Annotated in this window: 17 protein-coding genes; 6 read left to right on the top strand and 11 right to left on the bottom strand. The window is 55.9% G+C overall.

Translation table 11 applies throughout. From position 1 onward, the window contains the following. Nucleotides 1-59 precede the first annotated feature (59 nt). The 3 genes from PHD76_14075 to ybeY are packed head-to-tail and all read left to right on the top strand — an operon-like array spanning nucleotide 60 to nucleotide 2,996. Complete coding sequence (locus PHD76_14075; GenBank protein ID MDD5262967.1) at nucleotides 60-1,037, top strand: PhoH family protein; 978 nt, start codon at nucleotides 60-62, stop codon at nucleotides 1,035-1,037. Continuing rightward, entirely contained in the window at nucleotides 1,034-2,656 is a 1,623-nt protein-coding gene (locus PHD76_14080; protein ID MDD5262968.1) for an HDIG domain-containing protein, read from the top strand. The genes PHD76_14075 and PHD76_14080 overlap by 4 nt, the downstream gene beginning before the upstream one ends. Continuing rightward, nucleotides 2,544-2,996 carry an rRNA maturation RNase YbeY gene (gene ybeY / locus PHD76_14085; GenBank protein MDD5262969.1) on the top strand — a complete coding sequence of 151 codons (453 nt, stop codon included), beginning with the start codon at nucleotides 2,544-2,546 and terminating at the stop codon, nucleotides 2,994-2,996. The genes PHD76_14080 and ybeY overlap by 113 nt, the downstream gene beginning before the upstream one ends. Before the next feature lie 815 nt (nucleotides 2,997-3,811). Here ybeY and PHD76_14090 read toward each other — a convergent pair. Together PHD76_14090 and PHD76_14095 are read right to left on the bottom strand one after the other, a co-directional pair. Continuing rightward, on the bottom strand, nucleotides 3,812-4,270 hold the full coding sequence (locus tag PHD76_14090; protein MDD5262970.1) for a hypothetical protein: 459 nt from the start codon (nucleotides 4,268-4,270) through the stop codon (nucleotides 3,812-3,814). Between the two features lie 129 nt (nucleotides 4,271-4,399). Next, entirely contained in the window at nucleotides 4,400-4,777 is a 378-nt protein-coding gene (locus PHD76_14095) for a hypothetical protein (GenBank protein MDD5262971.1), read from the bottom strand. A gap of 229 nt (nucleotides 4,778-5,006) precedes the next feature. Between PHD76_14095 and PHD76_14100 the strand changes: the two genes are divergently transcribed. Next, a complete protein-coding gene (locus PHD76_14100; GenBank protein MDD5262972.1) occupies nucleotides 5,007-6,062 on the top strand; it encodes an aldo/keto reductase in 1,056 nt (351 codons plus the stop codon). Nucleotides 6,063-6,283: 221 nt separating this feature from the next. Here the strand turns inward: PHD76_14100 and PHD76_14105 are convergent, their stop codons facing one another. From PHD76_14105 to sppA, 8 genes are all read right to left on the bottom strand, one after another. Further along, the gene (locus PHD76_14105; GenBank protein MDD5262973.1) at nucleotides 6,284-7,543 is read right to left on the bottom strand and encodes an MFS transporter; all 1,260 of its coding nucleotides are present in this window, start codon (nucleotides 7,541-7,543) and stop codon (nucleotides 6,284-6,286) included. Further along, entirely contained in the window at nucleotides 7,540-8,634 is a 1,095-nt protein-coding gene (gene alr / locus PHD76_14110; GenBank protein MDD5262974.1) for an alanine racemase, read from the bottom strand. The genes PHD76_14105 and alr overlap by 4 nt, the downstream gene beginning before the upstream one ends. A gap of 11 nt (nucleotides 8,635-8,645) precedes the next feature. Beyond that, nucleotides 8,646-9,101 carry a GxxExxY protein gene (locus PHD76_14115; GenBank protein MDD5262975.1) on the bottom strand — a complete coding sequence of 152 codons (456 nt, stop codon included), beginning with the start codon at nucleotides 9,099-9,101 and terminating at the stop codon, nucleotides 8,646-8,648. Continuing rightward, a complete protein-coding gene (gene tsaB / locus PHD76_14120) occupies nucleotides 9,098-9,688 on the bottom strand; it encodes a tRNA (adenosine(37)-N6)-threonylcarbamoyltransferase complex dimerization subunit type 1 TsaB (GenBank protein MDD5262976.1) in 591 nt (196 codons plus the stop codon). Before tsaB ends, PHD76_14115 begins: the two co-directional genes overlap by 4 nt. Then, nucleotides 9,685-10,131 carry a tRNA (adenosine(37)-N6)-threonylcarbamoyltransferase complex ATPase subunit type 1 TsaE gene (tsaE, locus tag PHD76_14125; protein MDD5262977.1) on the bottom strand — a complete coding sequence of 149 codons (447 nt, stop codon included), beginning with the start codon at nucleotides 10,129-10,131 and terminating at the stop codon, nucleotides 9,685-9,687. The genes tsaB and tsaE overlap by 4 nt, the downstream gene beginning before the upstream one ends. After that, on the bottom strand, nucleotides 10,116-11,039 hold the full coding sequence (locus PHD76_14130; protein MDD5262978.1) for a thiamine-phosphate kinase: 924 nt from the start codon (nucleotides 11,037-11,039) through the stop codon (nucleotides 10,116-10,118). Before PHD76_14130 ends, tsaE begins: the two co-directional genes overlap by 16 nt. Next, nucleotides 11,017-11,784, bottom strand: a complete 768-nt coding sequence (locus PHD76_14135) for a CPBP family intramembrane metalloprotease (protein ID MDD5262979.1) — start codon at nucleotides 11,782-11,784, stop codon at nucleotides 11,017-11,019. Before PHD76_14135 ends, PHD76_14130 begins: the two co-directional genes overlap by 23 nt. A 390-nt stretch (nucleotides 11,785-12,174) precedes the next feature. Beyond that, nucleotides 12,175-13,161, bottom strand: a complete 987-nt coding sequence (sppA, locus tag PHD76_14140) for a signal peptide peptidase SppA (protein ID MDD5262980.1) — start codon at nucleotides 13,159-13,161, stop codon at nucleotides 12,175-12,177. A gap of 45 nt (nucleotides 13,162-13,206) precedes the next feature. Here sppA and tilS point away from each other — a divergent pair, with 45 nt between their 5' ends. After that, entirely contained in the window at nucleotides 13,207-14,142 is a 936-nt protein-coding gene (gene tilS / locus PHD76_14145) for a tRNA lysidine(34) synthetase TilS (protein MDD5262981.1), read from the top strand. Between the two features lie 193 nt (nucleotides 14,143-14,335). On the opposite strand, the gene PHD76_14150 is transcribed toward tilS, so the two are convergent. Continuing rightward, nucleotides 14,336-15,223: an AraC family transcriptional regulator gene (locus PHD76_14150; GenBank protein MDD5262982.1), complete on the bottom strand. Its 888-nt coding sequence runs from the start codon at nucleotides 15,221-15,223 to the stop codon at nucleotides 14,336-14,338. A 184-nt stretch (nucleotides 15,224-15,407) separates the two neighbouring features. On the opposite strand from PHD76_14150, the gene PHD76_14155 reads away from it, so the two are divergent. Continuing rightward, nucleotides 15,408-16,545: autotransporter-associated beta strand repeat-containing protein (locus PHD76_14155; GenBank protein MDD5262983.1), on the top strand; the 1,138-nt coding region annotated here is incomplete at its 3' end.

The following is a 16,545-nucleotide window of genomic DNA, read 5'->3' on the forward strand; positions in this document are numbered from 1 at the left end:
TTTTCCACCCTTCGCTCCTTCAATTGACACCGCCATTGGAACATCTAAGTTCTAATAAGATGTCCCACTCTCAGGTTCTGAACTTTGAGAACGCCCGCGCTTTGTCCAATCTCTACGCGGGCGAGCCCGCATTGCTGCAGGATGTCGAGGAGCAGTTTCACGTCAAAGTCACCACCCGCGACGGTTGGGTCAAGGTCGAGGGCGACCGCAAGGGCATCCAGCAAACCGAAGCCTTGTTTCGCCAGCTCGAGGGGGCTCATAAAAGCGGCCTCAAAATCCACGAGCACGAATTCCATTACGCACTCAAGGCCATCGCCCAGGGAATGGCGGGCGAACTCGACGAACTCTGGAACGCCCGGATCACGCTCTCAAGCCGCAGGCCCGCGTTGGTCCCGAAAACATTCAAGCAAAAGGCCTACATCGAAGCCATCCGCAGCCACGACTTCATTTTCGGCATCGGCCCGGCGGGCACGGGCAAAACCTTTCTTGCCGTCGCCATGGCGGTGGCCGCCCTGAAAAATGATTCCGTCCATCGGATTGTACTGACCCGCCCCGCGGTTGAAGCAGGCGAAGCGCTGGGCTTTCTTCCGGGCGACCTGAATGAAAAGATTTTCCCGTATCTGAGGCCGCTCTATGACGCGCTTCAGGACATCCTCGGCGCCGAGGACGTGGAGCGCCACATGGAAAAAGGGGTGATTGAAATCGCCCCGCTGGCCTACATGCGCGGCCGCACCCTTTCCAACTCCTTTGTCATCCTCGACGAAGCCCAAAACACCACCACCGAGCAGATGTTCATGTTCCTGACCCGCCTGGGCCCGGACTCGCGTTGTGTCGTCACCGGCGACCCCACGCAGGTGGATCTGCCGCATCACCGCAAATCGGGGCTGGTCGAAGCGATGCAGGCCCTGCAGGATGTGAAGGGCATCTCGTTCAACCGGTTCGGGGAGGAAGACATCATTCGCCACGAATTGGTCGGCAAGATCATCGAAGCCTATAAAAAACACCGGGGCGAAAAGCAAACCAGCCTGTCGATATGATATTCAATTGGTTCAAAAAGCAGGCGCTCGTGCGCAAGGGGTTGTCCTGCGGAAAAAGCCGCCGCCAGTCCAGGGAAACGGATTGGCGCGACTGGTTTGAATGCAGCGGTCTCGCGCGCTGGGGCCTCCTCTTTCTGGCCTGCCTGGCCTTCGCCCGCATCGGCTCCTGGTCCAGCGACGCGCCGTTGAGTGAAATCGCTGTCTTGTCGGCCATGCTCGTTGCCATCAGCCTCTTTATCCTCCCGCTGGCCGTGCGCGAGGTCTGGAAAAACAACCATCTGTTGCTCCTGATGCTGCTTTGCCTGATCACGAACCTGATCCTGAACATTCTTCTCCGCAATTATGCCAAGGAACTGAAGGTCGATGAGGAATCCATCGCCGCCCTGCTGGTCCCCACCGCCCTGGCTCCGATGCTTGTCACCATTTTGATTTCGCCTTCGGCCGGTTTTGTCACCGCATTTATGGTCGCCCTGCTCAGCAATCTGTTCATGCAATCCAACCCCGGCACCTTCCTCAGCAGCCTGCTCACAGGCTTCGCCGCCGCGCAGCTCAGCCAGGGAATCCGCCGCCGTTCCGATCTCATGATGGCGGGCGCAAAAGTAGGCCTCGTCGGCCTGGCCTGCACCCTTCTGATCTGGCTGGCGCGCGCGCTTTCCACAGACAGCCTGGATGATCTGCCGGTACTGGCTTTGGTGGCCGAAAGTGTGTGGGCCATCGCGCTGGGCGTGGCCACTTCGTTTGTGGTCGGCGCAATCCTCCCGATCCTGGAATGGCTTTTCGACCGCATCACGGACATTTCATGGGTGGAACTGGCGGACCTCAAACATCCCCTGCTCAAGCGCCTGGCGGAGGAAGCCCCCGGCACCTATCATCACAGCCTGAACGTTGCCAATCTTGCGGAATCCGCAGCGGAAGCCATCGGCGCGAACCCCACCCAGTGCCGCGTGTGCTCGTATTTTCACGACATCGGCAAGCTGGACAAACCGCAATATTTTGCGGAAAACATGTCTTCCGGGCAGGAGCCCCACAGCCAATTAGCGCCATCGATGAGCGCCCTCATCATCATCTCCCATGTCAAGCAGGGCGTGGATCTGGCTCTGAAAGCCGGGTTGCGCCAGCCCGTCATCGATGTCATCAAGGAACATCACGGCACCTCGCTGGTTTATTATTTTTACAAACGCGCCATGCAACAGCAGGAGGACGCCCGCGCCGGCGGAAAAATCCTCAAGCTCCGCGAAGAAGACATCCCGGAGGTCGATCCCCGTTCCTTTTCCTATCCGGGCCCGATTCCGCAGACCAAGGAATCCGCCATTGTTTCCCTGGCCGATGCGGTCGAGAGCGGTTCCCGTTCGCTGCGCACCGTCACCACCCAGCGTATTGAAAGCCTGGTGAAGGAAATCATCAAACACCGCGTCCAGGACGGACAGCTCGACGAATCCCAGCTCACGTTCAACGAAATCTCCGTCATTTCGGAGCGCTTCACATTCACCCTCAAAAACATGCTCCATGCCCGCATCGAATACCCCAAAATCAAAAGAGAACCCGCCGCCAGGGATAAGGATCTCCAACCTGCAAAACCGTTATCGGATCTCAACCCGCAGGCTGCAAAATCAGTCTGAAAAGATCCCGGCGCTTCTCCAAAAAAAATGGCCGGGAACGCTGGCCTTGCTGGAAATCGTCCTTGTTGATGAAGCGGAAAGCGCGCGAGTGCACCGGGAATTCCTGCAGGATCCGTCCCCGACCGATGTCATCACGTTCGAACACGGGGAACTGGTGATTTGCCCGGCGGTGGCGGAACGGCAACGCCACATCGAAGGGCTTTCATTGGAGGACGAAATCCTGACTTATATCATCCACGGCTGCCTGCATCTTTGCGGCATGGAGGATCATACGGAGCGCGGGTTCAAGGCCATGCGCGCGTTGCAGGCTAAAATCCGGGGAAACATCCTGCGGGCCTAACGCGAATCCCTCACTGGCCTAACCCCTTATCCCAGATGAAAATAAGGGCGTACGCATAATGGTTCTGGCATAGGAAGGTGATACAACCTATGAATCGATTCTGGATCGTCGCGGCCCAGAAGGCCACACACCCCGAAGCGCTCCACTTTCTGCCCCTGTTGATAGCTCTCCGTTATACACAAGTGGGAATGAGTGCGGGTTCTTGACAAAAGCACCGAAGGTGCGGCCTATACCAGCCTGGGGCAGCGCCCCAGGAATATGAATAGTGTAAAACCTCAAGCCCTGTAGGGGCGTTCTAACGTATGCCGGGCTCTGGGTCGCTCCTACAGAGCTCGATAAATTTTAGATGCGCCATACCCAGGGTTTCACCCTGGGCTGGTATAGGGCGGGCCTTCGGCCCTTATGAAAAGCCATTAAACCTCTGCCATTCCACCTTTCAATATCTTGTCCGATATGTTCATAGGAGGAGCTTGCCACGCGCCGATCCAGCACTTGTGTATAACGGCAAGCTTGATAGAGGGGACTGGGCCTCGTCCGCCGCAGCGGAACGAACAACTCGAGTCCGCATGTTTAGCACTGCACGATGCCCCACGCATCGGCGTCATTGCGAGAAGGGTGAAACCCGACGCGGCAATCCAGAGAGAACGAAAAAATTCATCTACGCGCCATTTGCTCAGTTAGCTCCTGTTAAAATCATCTTTTCAAAGTTTTAGCCTTGTAATGTATATCGGAGTTCACTCGCGGCGAATGTCGCAGTTACCCACTTTTTAGGTTTTGTCAAAAAAACTCCCAACCCGCAATCCCGCTGCTTCGCTTTATTCAGAGAGCCTTTCCCCCTTCCAGTTTATTCCAAGCGGAACTCCAAGAATGCCGTTCCTAACTGGAAATATATCCTTTCCCACGACAAAGACACGATAACGATCATCCCTTTTCCCCGTGAAGCATTTGACATCATTCCGTATGGGTACAGCTCCAAGTTCTCGAACGCGCGCCTCTAATTTGACGGCATCCGCCTCATCAAGGAACGACCCTACGATGTGCCAGTGCTCAAGCGACAATATATGTCTGTAGAAAAAGGCGCATGCTTCAGTTTCTGATTCTGCCGAGAAAATTGGCGAAGAATCGCAGCCTCTCTCAGTATAAAATACTTCCCATTTCCCGTTTTTTTGGACGAGGCAGAAAGCATCATCGGCCATTCCTCGGGCTCCAATGGCGAAACGATGCTTATTACACCCTTCTGCCAATAATTTTGACTCAAGTTCAGAGATAGTCATGTCTTATTCGTTTTGCCTTCAGATTTTTATTCTTTCTATCCCCTTGAAATGCACTTCTTATGTCGCAAATAGCGTCATCGAAGATATTAAGGTCAACGCCTGGCATTGGCGAATTTCCGGTCAATCCAACTAAAGATGAATTTTCTGTTCCCATGTGATCCGGTGGTCCTTGGTCTCGGCCATCAGCTCCAGGTCCCCCAGTTGCTTGAAATAATCAAGGGCGGACTGAAAATCCGGAACGTAATCCCATTTGCGGGGTTTCACATGATCCGTTGCAGCCGCACAGGCCCAGATAATACGGGTCGATTTTTCGATCGCCTCGCATCGGGTCTTTAAATTCAACAAGGCGGCTGTTTCATGGAGGTTATATCCCGAATTCCCCATGGTTTCCACAGGCCCGATGATTTCCGAAACCGCCTTGTAGGCGTATTGTGTGATGGGACAACCCGAATTAGCCAGAGCGTGCTTTTCAAATTTAGCGAGGCTCGGAACCTCAGAGAATTTCATGGAGTGGATTCCCCTCTCGTTTGCATATTTGGAATCTACTGCCTTGCTGTTTCCTAGCATTGCACCCTATGGCGGAAAACACAAATGCTATTTGTGCCAGCCACATGCCCATTCCTCATGGCTGGCATGCGCATTTTCGGGACAAAATCCGCAGTCGGCCGGTGTACAAGCCCTGATTTGGGCCAATTCGGAACTTGAAACACGACGCGGAAAACTTAACACTGGGACCATGAGCACCCGTTATGAACGTATGAAATATGTCCGCTGCGGGCAAAGCGGCCTCAAACTCCCCTTGGTCTCCCTTGGCGGCTGGCATAACTTTGAAGCCCTGGACCGCGTCCGGGAACTCACCCTCAAGGCGTGGGACCTCGGCATCACCCATATTGACCTGGCCAACAACTACGGCCCGCCGCCCGGCATCGCGGAAATCCAGTTCGGGCGCATCCTCAAGGGCGAACTCGCCGCCCATCGCGACGAGCTTATCATTTCGACCAAGGCCGGCTACTTCATGTGGGACGGCCCGTACGGCGAATGGGGGTCCAAAAAATACCTGACCGCGAGCCTCGACCAGTCCCTCCGCCGGCTGCAACTCGATTATGTGGACATCTTTTACTCGCATCGCTTTGATCCTGACACACCTCTGGAAGAAACAATGGGGGCCCTCGCGCTCGCCATACAACAGGGCAAGGCCCTGTACGCGGGGATCAGCAGCTACCCGGCCAAGGCCGCGAAAAAGGCCGCCAAAATCATGGCCAAGCTCCGTGTTCCGCTCGTCATCCACCAATGCGCGTACAACATGCTCGACCGGAAAATTGAAGGCAAGGTGCTGGAAGAAACCGGCGATGGCGGCATGGGCATGATCGTTTTCTGCCCCCTGGCCCAGGGGTTGCTCACCAATCGCTATCTTCAGGCCATCCCGGACGATTCGCGCGCCGCCAAGCCCGGAACCTTCCTGGACAAAGACCGCATCACCCCAAAACTGGTTGCCACCCTCAACAAGCTGAACGCCATCGCCAAAGGCCGCGGCCAGACTCTCGCCAGGCTGGCGCTCACCTGGATCTTGCGCGAACGGCATGTCGCCAGCCTGCTTATTGGGGCCAGCAAACCCGAACAAATCGCAGATTGCGCAGCCGTGCAGAACGATGAATTGTTGTCGGCAGAGGAGCTTCGGCAAATCGAAGCCATCCTTGCGGAATTGAACCCGCCATCCACCCCACCCAGGCCCGCGGCGCAAAAAACTCCCGTTCTCAAACCGATCCGTCCCGAACCCAAAGCTGCAAAATAGAAGGAACGACCGCTGTGTCGTCCCAAAAAACCGGATCGTCACGGGCCGGGATGGACCTCCTGACGGCGAACATTAATCTCACAAGAGGAAAACCATTCTACAGGAAGATCGCAAAGAACGTTGAGTTTAAGGCTGAAACCTGGAACTCGACTGTCCCCAGCGCCTCGCGCCTCGTGGTCGCGAGGCAATAATTGGAACCGGATTCACCAAGCCGGTTCCAATTACTGGATCATCGGGATCACGCCCGCTTTTTGCAACGCCGGGCGCGCTTCCACCCGGAACGCCGGCAATTGCCTGTAAAACAGGAATCCCAAAACAAGGCAGGTCCCGCCGTTGACGCAGGTGGCAAAGGTGCTGCCAAAGTGCCCGGCAATGCTTCCGGTCAGCAGGCTTCCAAGCGGCATGCCCCCAAGAAACGCCATTGTAAAAAGGCTCATCACCCGTCCGCGCTTGTCTTCATCCACCAGGTTTTGCAGCAGCGTATTGTTTGAAGCAACGACAAGGATCCCGCCCATCCCAGCCAATAACAGGCAAACCATTGAAAAAACCAGAATTCTGCTGAAGGCAAAGGCAATCAAAGCCAACCCCATCAAACACGCCCCGGAATAAATCACCCGCCCCAGTCCCCGAATGCTCTTGCGGCTTGCCAGATAAAATGCCGCCAGTACCGATCCCGCGGCCGAGGAAGACATGAGAAATCCCAGGGTGCGCGCATCCCCGCCAAAATATTCCCGGGCATAAACCGGCGTCAACACGGCAAAGGAGAGGCCGAACAGGCTCATGCAGCCCGACAGTAAAATCAAACGCCGGATCGGGCCGAATCCATAGGCGTAGTTCAAACCGCTGCGAAAATCGCCCCAGATGCCGGCGCCCGTTTTTTCGGGAGGCCGATGCGCCACACGCATGGCGGCCAGGGCGCCAATCACCGCAAGATAACTCAGCCCATCCAGCAGGAAACAATATCCCGCTCCAACGGCTGCGATCACAAAGCCGCCAATGGCGGGACCGACCAGCCTCGCGAGGTGGAACATCGAAACATTCAAGGCAATGGCGTTGCCCAGGTGTTCTTTCTTCTCCACCAACAACACCGGCAACGACTGCCGCGCCGGCATGTCGAAGGCATTGATGACTCCCTGGAACATCGACAGCAGCGCAAGGTTGGTGATGCTGGCATGGCCGCTGAGTGCAAACCAGGCGAGGCCGAGGGATTGAAGCATTGAGAGCGCCTGGGTTGCCATGAGAAGGCGAAGCCGGCTCAGGCGATCCACCCAGACCCCGGCCGCCGGGCCCATCAAAAGTCCCGGAAGCTGCCCGGAGAACGCCACAAAACCCAGCCAGAATGCGGAATGGGTCAGTTGATAGACCAACCAAACCGTCGCGGTTTGGGTCATCCAGGAACCCGTCAACGAAACAATCTGCCCGGAAAAAAACAGCCGGTAATTCCGGGATGAAAACGGGGCAAGCTGTTGTTGAAAATTCATTGGATATAAAGCTTCGGCACGCGGTCCGTGACATGGGTCAAAATTTCGTAGGAAATGGTTCCCGCCCATTCTGCCATTTCAGTAGCGATAATTGAATCTTTTTTCTGCCGGCCCAGCAGCACCGCTTCCGTTCCGTTCCGGACCCTCCTCAACCCAGTGACATCCACGACAATCTGGTCCATCGTCACCCGGCCCAGGATGCGGCAGCGCCGGCCCTGCACCAGGACCGAACCCTTATTCGACAACGAACGGAACAGTCCGTCCCCATAGCCCACCGCCACCGTGGCCACCCGCATCGCGCGCAATGAGCGGAAGGTGGAACCATAACTGACCGGGGTGCCTTTTGAGATCCGTTTGACAAACGTGACGCGCGATTTCCATTCCAGGGCCGGTTTGAACCAATCCTGCTTCCCGGGCACGGGACTGAGCCCGTACACCGCAATCCCCGGGCGCACAATATGGCAGGCGCTTTTCGGAAAATTGAGGATTCCGGCCGAATTGCAAATATGCCGCGAAATATCTTCCGGCGTGTGCCGCTCGAATAATTTCCATTGCCGCAGGGTGAATTCACGGTCGCTGTCGGCGCCGGCGTAATGCGAAAAGACGCCTTCGACGCGGAGCCGGGGATGCCGCCGCGCGTAATCCAGCAGCTTGCAAAACTCCACGGGCTCGGCTCCAAGCCGGTTCATGCCGGTGTTGAGTTTCAAATGCACCCGTGCGATGCAGCGCAATTTTTCCGCCGTTTGCGCGATTCTCCCGGCTTCATCCAACGACGAAACCGCAAGCATCAAATTGTTTTTCAAAATATCATGGATTTCCGCAGTCAAGGGCGCGCTTAAGAGAAGAATCGGCAGCCGGATGCCGGCCTTCCGCAGGGTTGCTCCCTCCTGCAAATGAGCGCAGCCCAGCATCTGGCAATCACTTGTTTCAAAATACCGCGCCGTCGGAACAAGCCCGTGCCCATAGGCATCCGCCTTGACCAGGCACATGATTTTCGGGCCGGGCCCGATTTTTTTGCGCAGTACTTTCAGGTTATGACCGATGGCGGAAAGATTCACCTCGCACCAGCAACGGAGTTTGGATGTGTTCATGGCAGATTTCATTATGCACGGTCCTGGTTCACACGAAGGCACGAAGACGCGAAGGATTGGCGGCCTTGTACAATCCGCTTGATGCCCTCCTTAAAGGTAGCCGCACCAAAGTTAACAAGCAGCCCAATGGGCAGGTTCAAGAGCCTGATATAGGTAAGAACTTGTTTCGAATAAACCGGGGCGAGGGTTTCGACGGACTTTAACTCAACCAGAACAAGACCTTCCACAATCAGATCGGCGCGGAATCCTTCTTCGAATTGGAACCCGGCATACTGGATCGGGATGGGCACTTGACGTTGCACCCGAAAGCCCTGTTCTTCAATGAGCTTGGCCAACACAACTTCATAGACGCTTTCCAAAAGTCCCGGGCCTAAATCCCGATGCAGTCTGAAGGCACAATCCACAATAACCCGTGAAATGCACTCTTTGTCCTTTCGTGACTTCGTGTCTTCGTGTGAGGTCTTCATATTTTCGTTTCACCGACTGGTTCGTGCAGATAAATCGGTTCCAGGCGTAAATCCGGTTCAGGTCCGAACTTAAAATAAGCCCGGCCCAACGCTTCTGCCACCGGCGCTTCGGACAGCGGGATTGGAGGCAAAGGTTCGGGGCTGACGGCGAGCGAACATTTACCCAGCGAATTCTCCACTTCATCCGCAGGAATCAACACGGTTTTGTGGCGTAGCCTGCCGTGTTCGTACGCAGTAAAAAAAAGTTGCCGCCGCTTGGCATCCGCAAACACGCCCAGGACCGGTACATCGGCATGTTTCCAGGCAAGGGCATGCGAACTGCGGCAGGGAATCACGGGACAGTTCCAGCCGAATGCCAGGCCCTGCGCGGTGGCAATCGCAACCCGGATGCCGCTGAAGGAACCAGGACCGACGCCCACCACGATCCCCCCCACACGGCTCAAACGCGGGCGGACCTTTTCAAGGCTTTCCAAAAGTTTTCCGGAGGCGCGGCCCTCAAATGAGTCCGAAGCACACAGGGCTTTATCTTCAAAAAGCGCCCAACTGCCTGCGGAGCTGGATGTTTCCAGGACAAGAGTCTGTTTCATACGGACGGTTCCCGGATTGCGATGGATCGATCCGTTTCGTTTAAAAGATGGATTTCAATATCCCAGCAAACCGTTTCCGGCCAGCAATCGGGATAGCGCTCCGGCCATTCGACGACGGTAATGCCGGGGCCCGGCAATTGATCCGGAAGATCAAGCACCTGCCAATCAGTCTTCGAATCGAGGCGGTACAGGTCCCAGTGGAACAATGGAATCCGGCTGCTGCGATATTCATGCAGGAGCGAGAACGTCGGGCTCGTGACCGCATCGGCTGCGCCCAGTCCGGCGGCGAGGCCTTGAATCCAGGTTGTTTTTCCGGCGCCGAGGTCGCCATGCAGCCGGATGACCATGCCGGCCCGGCAGTTTTTTGAAAATTGCCCCGCGTGCCGTTTTGTGTCGTCCGCCGATCGGCTGATGAATGGTTCCTGTGTCACGTTAGCCTGCATGTCTCATGTTTTTTCGGCATCCGGGTTAGGAAGAGGTCGAACCCGGAAAACTTCAATCCTCCGGTGTTGTATTTCCGGGATGGCTTTTCGATGCGGCCGATACAGGTCAGGCGGGCGCGGAAGGGCCATTTTTTTTGCAGTTCCGCTCTGCGCGAAGCCCTGACCGTAAACAACAATTCATAATCCTCCCCGTCATTGACAGCCTGATCCACGGTGCAACCGCGCGTGACCGGCAGGGTGGCGGGGTCCAGCGAGAAAGAAACGCCCGAGGATTTTGCCAGGCGGGGCAGGTCTTTACCGAGGCCGTCGCTCAAGTCCATCATGGCCGTGGCAAATCCGGACCGGGCCAGCCATTGCCCCTCGGCCAGGCGCGGAGTAAACGTCATGTGTTTCCCGCACGCCGATCCGCCCAACAACCCGGTGATGAAAATAAAATCGCCGGGCTTTGCGCTCGAACGCAGAACGGCCTGCGCCTTGCCAACGCGGCCGATGCCTGCCACGTTGAACCAGAGCTCGCCGCTGCGCGTGGTTTCGCCTCCGGCCAGGCTGACGCCATATTTGCGCGCCGCGCCCGCCATCCCGGCATAACATTTTCGCACAAAATCCGGCGACAAAGAGTCCGGCAGTCCAACCGTCACAAGCACCGTAAGCGGCGTGGCCCCCATGGCGGCAAAATCGCTCAAAACACGGTTGACGGCCTTGGCTCCGATGAGCCTGGGCGCAACATCCAATTTAAAATGCGCATCCTGCACCACAGCATCGGTTTTCAGGACAATGAATTCCTTCTTGCCGACGGGGCAAAGCAGTGCGCAGTCGTCGCCGGGTCCGGCGGCCAAATGCCGCCTTCCCGGCCAATTCCGGATCCAGCGGGAAATGATCTGGTCTTCAGACTGCCGTCGGGGTGACATATTTGTACAGGATCAAAGCCATGCAGGTGCTGGTGTTAAAAACAGCATGCAGTACAATGCTATAGCTGAGTTTGCCGCTGGTTTCATAGACAAAAACAAGGGCGAATCCCAGCAACAGAAGCGGCGCAAAAACGGGCGGATATTGATGAACTGACGCCCAAACGAACGATGAAAGAAGCATGGACCATCCCGCGCCCAGATGATTCTTTAGAAACGGATAAAAGACACCCCGGAACACAACTTCCTCCCAAACAGGCGCGATCACACAAGCCATAAAAAGAAAACCGGCAATTTGACGCGGGTCTTTCATTTCGAGGAACGCCTCCACCGCGGGCTGCATGCCTTCCTTGTACCCAAACCAGGAACAGATTTTAAATGAGGACCAGGAGACCAGCAAAAGCGGGATCAACAGGGAAAAATACACAAACACGCCTGTTTTAAGGCAGGCGGGAATGTCCCGGACCGCCAGCGACCAATATTCGGCCGCGGAAATCCCATGCCGCAGGTAAAGAAACATGGCTGCGCCCACCGCAAGAGCCGGCAGCCACATGGCGAAATAAACAAAGGTCCACCCGGTCAGGACACAGAAAAAGACCATTTCTGTTGGCGTTAGCGGACAGTGTGGCACCGCGCCAAACCGGGCCGCCATTGATTTCCAGCGCGCGGTGAATTTACCAAGCGAAAGGAGAAGAACAAATGCCAGGACGAGCGCTCCACCCGCGAGGACGGCCGGGTTCGAGATCATATTCACAAATTGTTCGCCGCTTTCATGCGGTTAAAAAATTTCACAGGAGGACCGCGAAGGAAGCGCGAAAAGTAAGGCTAAAACAAGCCTCCCCCATCCCTCTGAAAAGGGGGAAGACAAGGGGGTTTTCATTGTCCGCAAAACACGCGAAAGAAAAAACAAAAGATGCTTTGAGCGCTTAACACGAACACATTTTCTCGCGCGGAGGCGCGGAGACGCGGAGGAAGAAGCTATTTTTACCATTAAACTTTTGAAGTACCCGAAGTTGAATTTCAGGTTCTATTGCAGTTAAAATCCGTATTCAAAATTCTGCCTTCAACATTTTCCGCCTTCCTTTGCGCCTCTTCGCGAGCTTCCTGTAACATCAGGTTTTTAGTTCTGCATCCCCGCTTAATGTGCAAACAAATGCTGGGAAATATAATAGAGCTTGCCGCTTTCAAGCCGGATGCCTTCAGGGCCGATATTGACCTGCACCTGGCTGACCGGCGATTTTCCGAGAATCCGGAAAAAACGCGAGAGTGAATACGGCGCTTCAAGCCGGATCACCTCCGCGTCGGCCGGCAGGCCCGCAAATTGGCGGACCTTGGCCAGCGCATCCTCAATGTAGCCGGTCGCATCAATCAAACCTTCCTTCACGGCGGTTTTGCCGCTGAGAATCCGTCCGTCCGCTATCGTGTTGCGCAGTTTGGTTTCATCGAGCTTGCGCTCCCTTGCGACGATCCCGACGAATTTTGAATAGGTTTCGTCAATCAACCCCTGGACATAAGCCCGCTCTTCTTCCGAAACCGGGCGAAAGGGATTGAGCAGGTCTTTCATTTTTCCGGATTTGAAGGTCACGCTTTGCACGCCCACCTTATCGCCGAGCTTTTCGAAATTCATGGTTTGAAGAATAACCCCGATGCTCGCCGTGATGGACAACTCGTTCGCCATGATATACCGGGTGCCGACAGCGGAATAATACGCGCCTGAAGCCCCGACGCTGTCCACATACGAAACAACGGGCTTCACCTTGTTGGTTTTGACGATTTCATGGTATATCACATCGCTGGCGGTCACTTCCCCGCCGGGGCTGTCGATGCGCAGTAAAATGGCTTTGATCGAGTCGTCATTGCGCGCCTGCCTGAGTTTGGCGATGACATCCTCAACCATCGAGGGATTCAAATCCCCCTCGATTCCATAACTGATGACTCCCATCAAATCGATGATCGCGACCTTCCCGTGCGAGTCATTGTCGCCCGAGACATGGGTTTCTGTAAATTCACGGCTGGAAGCCCCATGGCTCGCATAGCGCCCGACAAAAAACAGGTTGAGCAACAGGCTCACGCCCAGGACCGCCACAAGGACCAATCCCGCGCAGAGCAAAAATACCTTTTTCATATTCCGTTAAAGCTGGCATCTTCAGGCAGGCTGCGCAAGCCCGTCATGAAAATCCAAAACCAGGCAATCTCGGAAAAAAAGCTGTTGGACGCCGTCGCCTCCGTCTGCAGCAAGGCACCGGACCTTGCGTTGGGACTCTCCGGTGGCCTCGACTCCATCCTTCTGGCCGAAAGCCTCTTACGACTGGGCCTCGCCCCCCTGTGCCTGCATGTGAACCATGGCTGGCGCGGGAGGCAAAGTGATGCGGATGAACGCTGGGTACGGCGGTGGTGCCGTGAGCACGGCCTGAAATTGCTTGTTAAACGGCTGGGCCGCAAGGTCCCACGCAGCGAGGGTGAGGCGCGCAAGGCCCGCTGGGATTTTTTCAACCGCGCCGCCTCCAGGCATGGCTTTCGGAATCTCTGCCTGGCGCACCATGCCGACGACCAGGTCGAAACATTTTTTCTCCAGCTCTTGCGCGGAGCCGGACCCGAAGGCCTCGCCGGTTTGCGGGAAAAACGGAGGATCGGCAGTCTGACGGTGTTGCGCCCGTTGCTGTGCTTTTCGAAAAACGAACTGCTCCGCCTGGCGCGAAAGTGGAAACTCAAGTGGCGCGAGGACGATTCAAACAAATCCCCCGATTATTTCCGCAACCGGGTCCGCCGCCGCCTGCTGCCTTATTTGAAAAAGCTGAGCGGGCGCGATCCCGCGGTTTTGATTTTACGCACGGTGAATGTGCTGGCGGAGGAAAATGCGTATTGGGAAAAGATGCTGCCTGACAAATGGCCGGAGAAACTTTCCGTGCGCGAATGGAAAACACGCCCGCCGGCCTGGCAACGCCGGGCCATGCGCGCCTGGCTCGCCAGCCGGGGTGTTGGAGATGCTGACTTTGATCAAATCGAGGCGGTCGTCCGGCTCTTGAACCGGGAAAAGCCTTCAAAGGTGAATCTCAGCCGGAACCGTTTCTGCCGCCGCCGCCGCGGGGTCTTGTTTGTGGAATAGGCGGGGGAAATCCCGGAGAATCCAGAAGTCAGAATTAAGAATTCAGAAGAAGGGCCGCGGGAACAAGAGAACTCAATTAAATGCTATTGTCTAAAACCTGCCTGTCCGCCATAGCCTTCCCGACCTCCGTAGCCTCGGCACAGGAGATGGCGAAGGTGGAAAACTTATTCCATTGTTAGAACTGTGTTCCACCCTACTGCCGGGTGCGGGATTCTTGAAAACGGACGGGCGGAATTCCGTGATGCTTCTTGAAGACCCGTGAAAAATGGTACGGATCGGAGAAACCCACCCGCGCGGCAACTTCCTTCACCGTAAAATGACCCCCGATCAGGTGCGCGGCGGCTTCGTTCATTTTCAATCGCATCAGCATCGCATGGGGGCTTTCCCCGGCAAAACGGTAAAATAGGCGGGAGAGGTAGGCGGGATCAAAATGGCTCATCCCGGCCAGTTCCGCCACGGATTGGATTGTACAAAAATGCTTCTGCAACTCCGCCCGGCACCGCTCAAAACTCTGGCGTGCGCGGTTATGCGCCTCCAGGGGAGTGTGCGCGTTTTCCTCAATTCGCAGGGACAGCAATTCGAGCAACAGGGAACAAAGCCGCGGCGCCAAAGGGCCTCCCTTGATTCCGCTCTCCAGCGCCTGTTCGTAAAGATCATGGATGGGCTGGACGTGGTGCAAATAAGCAAAGCCATGCGCCCCCAAAACCTTCCTGTTGATGATTCGCTGCGCATCGCGCCCGGAAAAATCGATGAAATATTTCACCAACGGATCCTCCGGGTTGGTTTCAATGACATGAGCGGTGAAGGGTTTGTAGGCGAAGACCGAACCGGGAACAAGTTTGTGTTCGGTGCCGTTGAGAATCAGCACCCCCTTGCCCCGCGCGACATATTCCATGCCGAAGAATTCGAAGTCGGCCCGGTCGATCCGATAATCGGACGCGCACTGCTCCCACCCGCCGCAGGCCACCGTCAGTTCACTTTTGGGTGAAGGATCCAGATTCAGGAAAAAGTAACGGTACCCCTGAATCTGCCTGGCAATAAAGGAGGGGTGGGGCGGACTGGAAGTAACCGGCTTACCCATGGTTATTGATTATAAAACGTTACCGAGCCAAGTAAAAGTCAAGAGTATCCATCATGGGGTCATAAGCGCCCATTGCATGGGATTGGAAATCGTTCATGCTTGACGTCCATTGATTGTAATTCCGTTTTTAAATTATCCACGAACCCTGTGCATTTGCCTGCTCTTCGCGACGGCAGGAGGGTTGATGGCGCAAACCTCCATTTGGCATGGAGACGGAACCACGAATACCTGGAGTGTTGGGGGACCGGCCAATTTCCAACGTCTGTCAGGTTCCACTTTTTCGGCCGTTTCGTTTGCACAAGGAGACAGTGTTTTGTTCGACGACTCCGGTTCAAACACCCCTGCCGTCAACATCAGCGGCAATCTCACGCCGGGCACCGTAACCGTCAACGCCAACCAGGCTTACACTCTGGGCGGTACGGGCACCTTGAGCGGAGCAATGACCTTGACCAAATCCGGCTCCGGCACACTGACACTCTCGGGCGTGAACACCTACACTGGCGCCACGCAAGTCAACGGCGGCGCGCTGATCCTCACGGGTACGCTCAGCAATACCGGCGGCACAATCACGGTGGGCAACGGCGCCATACTGAATATTTCCGGCGCAACCATCACCACGACAACCCTTCACATTCTCTCGGGAGGGACACTCAGCGGCACGGGCGCAATCACCGGCACAGTTTCCGTGGACACTGGTGGAGTTGTGACAACTGGCAGCGCGCTCCACAGCACCTTTACCGGGGCCGGGCTCGTAACGATCAATACAGGCGGCAACACATTCACGACCGGAAATGCCAACAGCTTCAACGGCTTTGCCGGCACGCTCAACCTGAACTCCACTGGAGTCGGCAAGCTGGCCTTGAACACCGCCGGCCAGAATTTCGGCGCGGGCGCGACGGTGAACATCAACAGCGGTTCGACGCTTTACATGGTTTCCGGGACCACGATCTCAGGGACGACTTTCAACCTCACCGGCAACGGCAACACGGAAAATCTCGGCGCGCTTCGTCTCGAGGGCAACACCATCGGGGCAACCAGCACGATCAATCTGTTGTCCAACTGCACAATCGGCGGCAATAACACCTATTCGGCCATCATAGGTACGATCGCCGGGAACGGCTTTGGCTTCACCAAGGTTGCCAACAATACATTTGTCCTTTCCGGCGCGAATACCTTCACTGGAACCACCTCCGTTAGCGCCGGGCTTCTGAATCTCTCGAATGCGCTCGCCCTCCAAAACAGCACATTGGCGGCCAACAGCGCCTTTACAAACAGCGGCATCATCTTTTCCTCCACTGTGTCCGGCAACGCCTTCACTCTCG

This window comes from Candidatus Methylacidiphilales bacterium (assembly GCA_028713655.1).
Classification (GTDB): domain Bacteria; phylum Verrucomicrobiota; class Verrucomicrobiia; order Methylacidiphilales; family JAAUTS01; genus JAQTNW01.

Excerpts from the sequence above, each read along its gene's own strand:
- PHD76_14075 (MDD5262967.1), top strand. The coding sequence starts at position 60 with ATGTCCCACTCTCAGGTTCTGAACTTTGAGAACGCCCGCGCTTTGTCC.
- PHD76_14080 (MDD5262968.1), top strand. The coding sequence starts at position 1,034 with ATGATATTCAATTGGTTCAAAAAGCAGGCGCTCGTGCGCAAGGGGTTG.
- ybeY (MDD5262969.1), top strand. The coding sequence starts at position 2,544 with ATGCCCGCATCGAATACCCCAAAATCAAAAGAGAACCCGCCGCCAGGG.
- PHD76_14090 (MDD5262970.1), bottom strand. The coding sequence starts at position 4,270 with ATGACTATCTCTGAACTTGAGTCAAAATTATTGGCAGAAGGGTGTAAT.
- PHD76_14095 (MDD5262971.1), bottom strand. The coding sequence starts at position 4,777 with ATGAAATTCTCTGAGGTTCCGAGCCTCGCTAAATTTGAAAAGCACGCT.
- PHD76_14100 (MDD5262972.1), top strand. The coding sequence starts at position 5,007 with ATGAGCACCCGTTATGAACGTATGAAATATGTCCGCTGCGGGCAAAGC.
- PHD76_14105 (MDD5262973.1), bottom strand. The coding sequence starts at position 7,543 with ATGAATTTTCAACAACAGCTTGCCCCGTTTTCATCCCGGAATTACCGG.
- alr (MDD5262974.1), bottom strand. The coding sequence starts at position 8,634 with ATGAACACATCCAAACTCCGTTGCTGGTGCGAGGTGAATCTTTCCGCC.
- PHD76_14115 (MDD5262975.1), bottom strand. The coding sequence starts at position 9,101 with ATGAAGACCTCACACGAAGACACGAAGTCACGAAAGGACAAAGAGTGC.
- tsaB (MDD5262976.1), bottom strand. The coding sequence starts at position 9,688 with ATGAAACAGACTCTTGTCCTGGAAACATCCAGCTCCGCAGGCAGTTGG.
- tsaE (MDD5262977.1), bottom strand. The coding sequence starts at position 10,131 with ATGCAGGCTAACGTGACACAGGAACCATTCATCAGCCGATCGGCGGAC.
- PHD76_14130 (MDD5262978.1), bottom strand. The coding sequence starts at position 11,039 with ATGTCACCCCGACGGCAGTCTGAAGACCAGATCATTTCCCGCTGGATC.
- PHD76_14135 (MDD5262979.1), bottom strand. The coding sequence starts at position 11,784 with ATGATCTCGAACCCGGCCGTCCTCGCGGGTGGAGCGCTCGTCCTGGCA.
- sppA (MDD5262980.1), bottom strand. The coding sequence starts at position 13,161 with ATGAAAAAGGTATTTTTGCTCTGCGCGGGATTGGTCCTTGTGGCGGTC.
- tilS (MDD5262981.1), top strand. The coding sequence starts at position 13,207 with ATGAAAATCCAAAACCAGGCAATCTCGGAAAAAAAGCTGTTGGACGCC.
- PHD76_14150 (MDD5262982.1), bottom strand. The coding sequence starts at position 15,223 with ATGGGTAAGCCGGTTACTTCCAGTCCGCCCCACCCCTCCTTTATTGCC.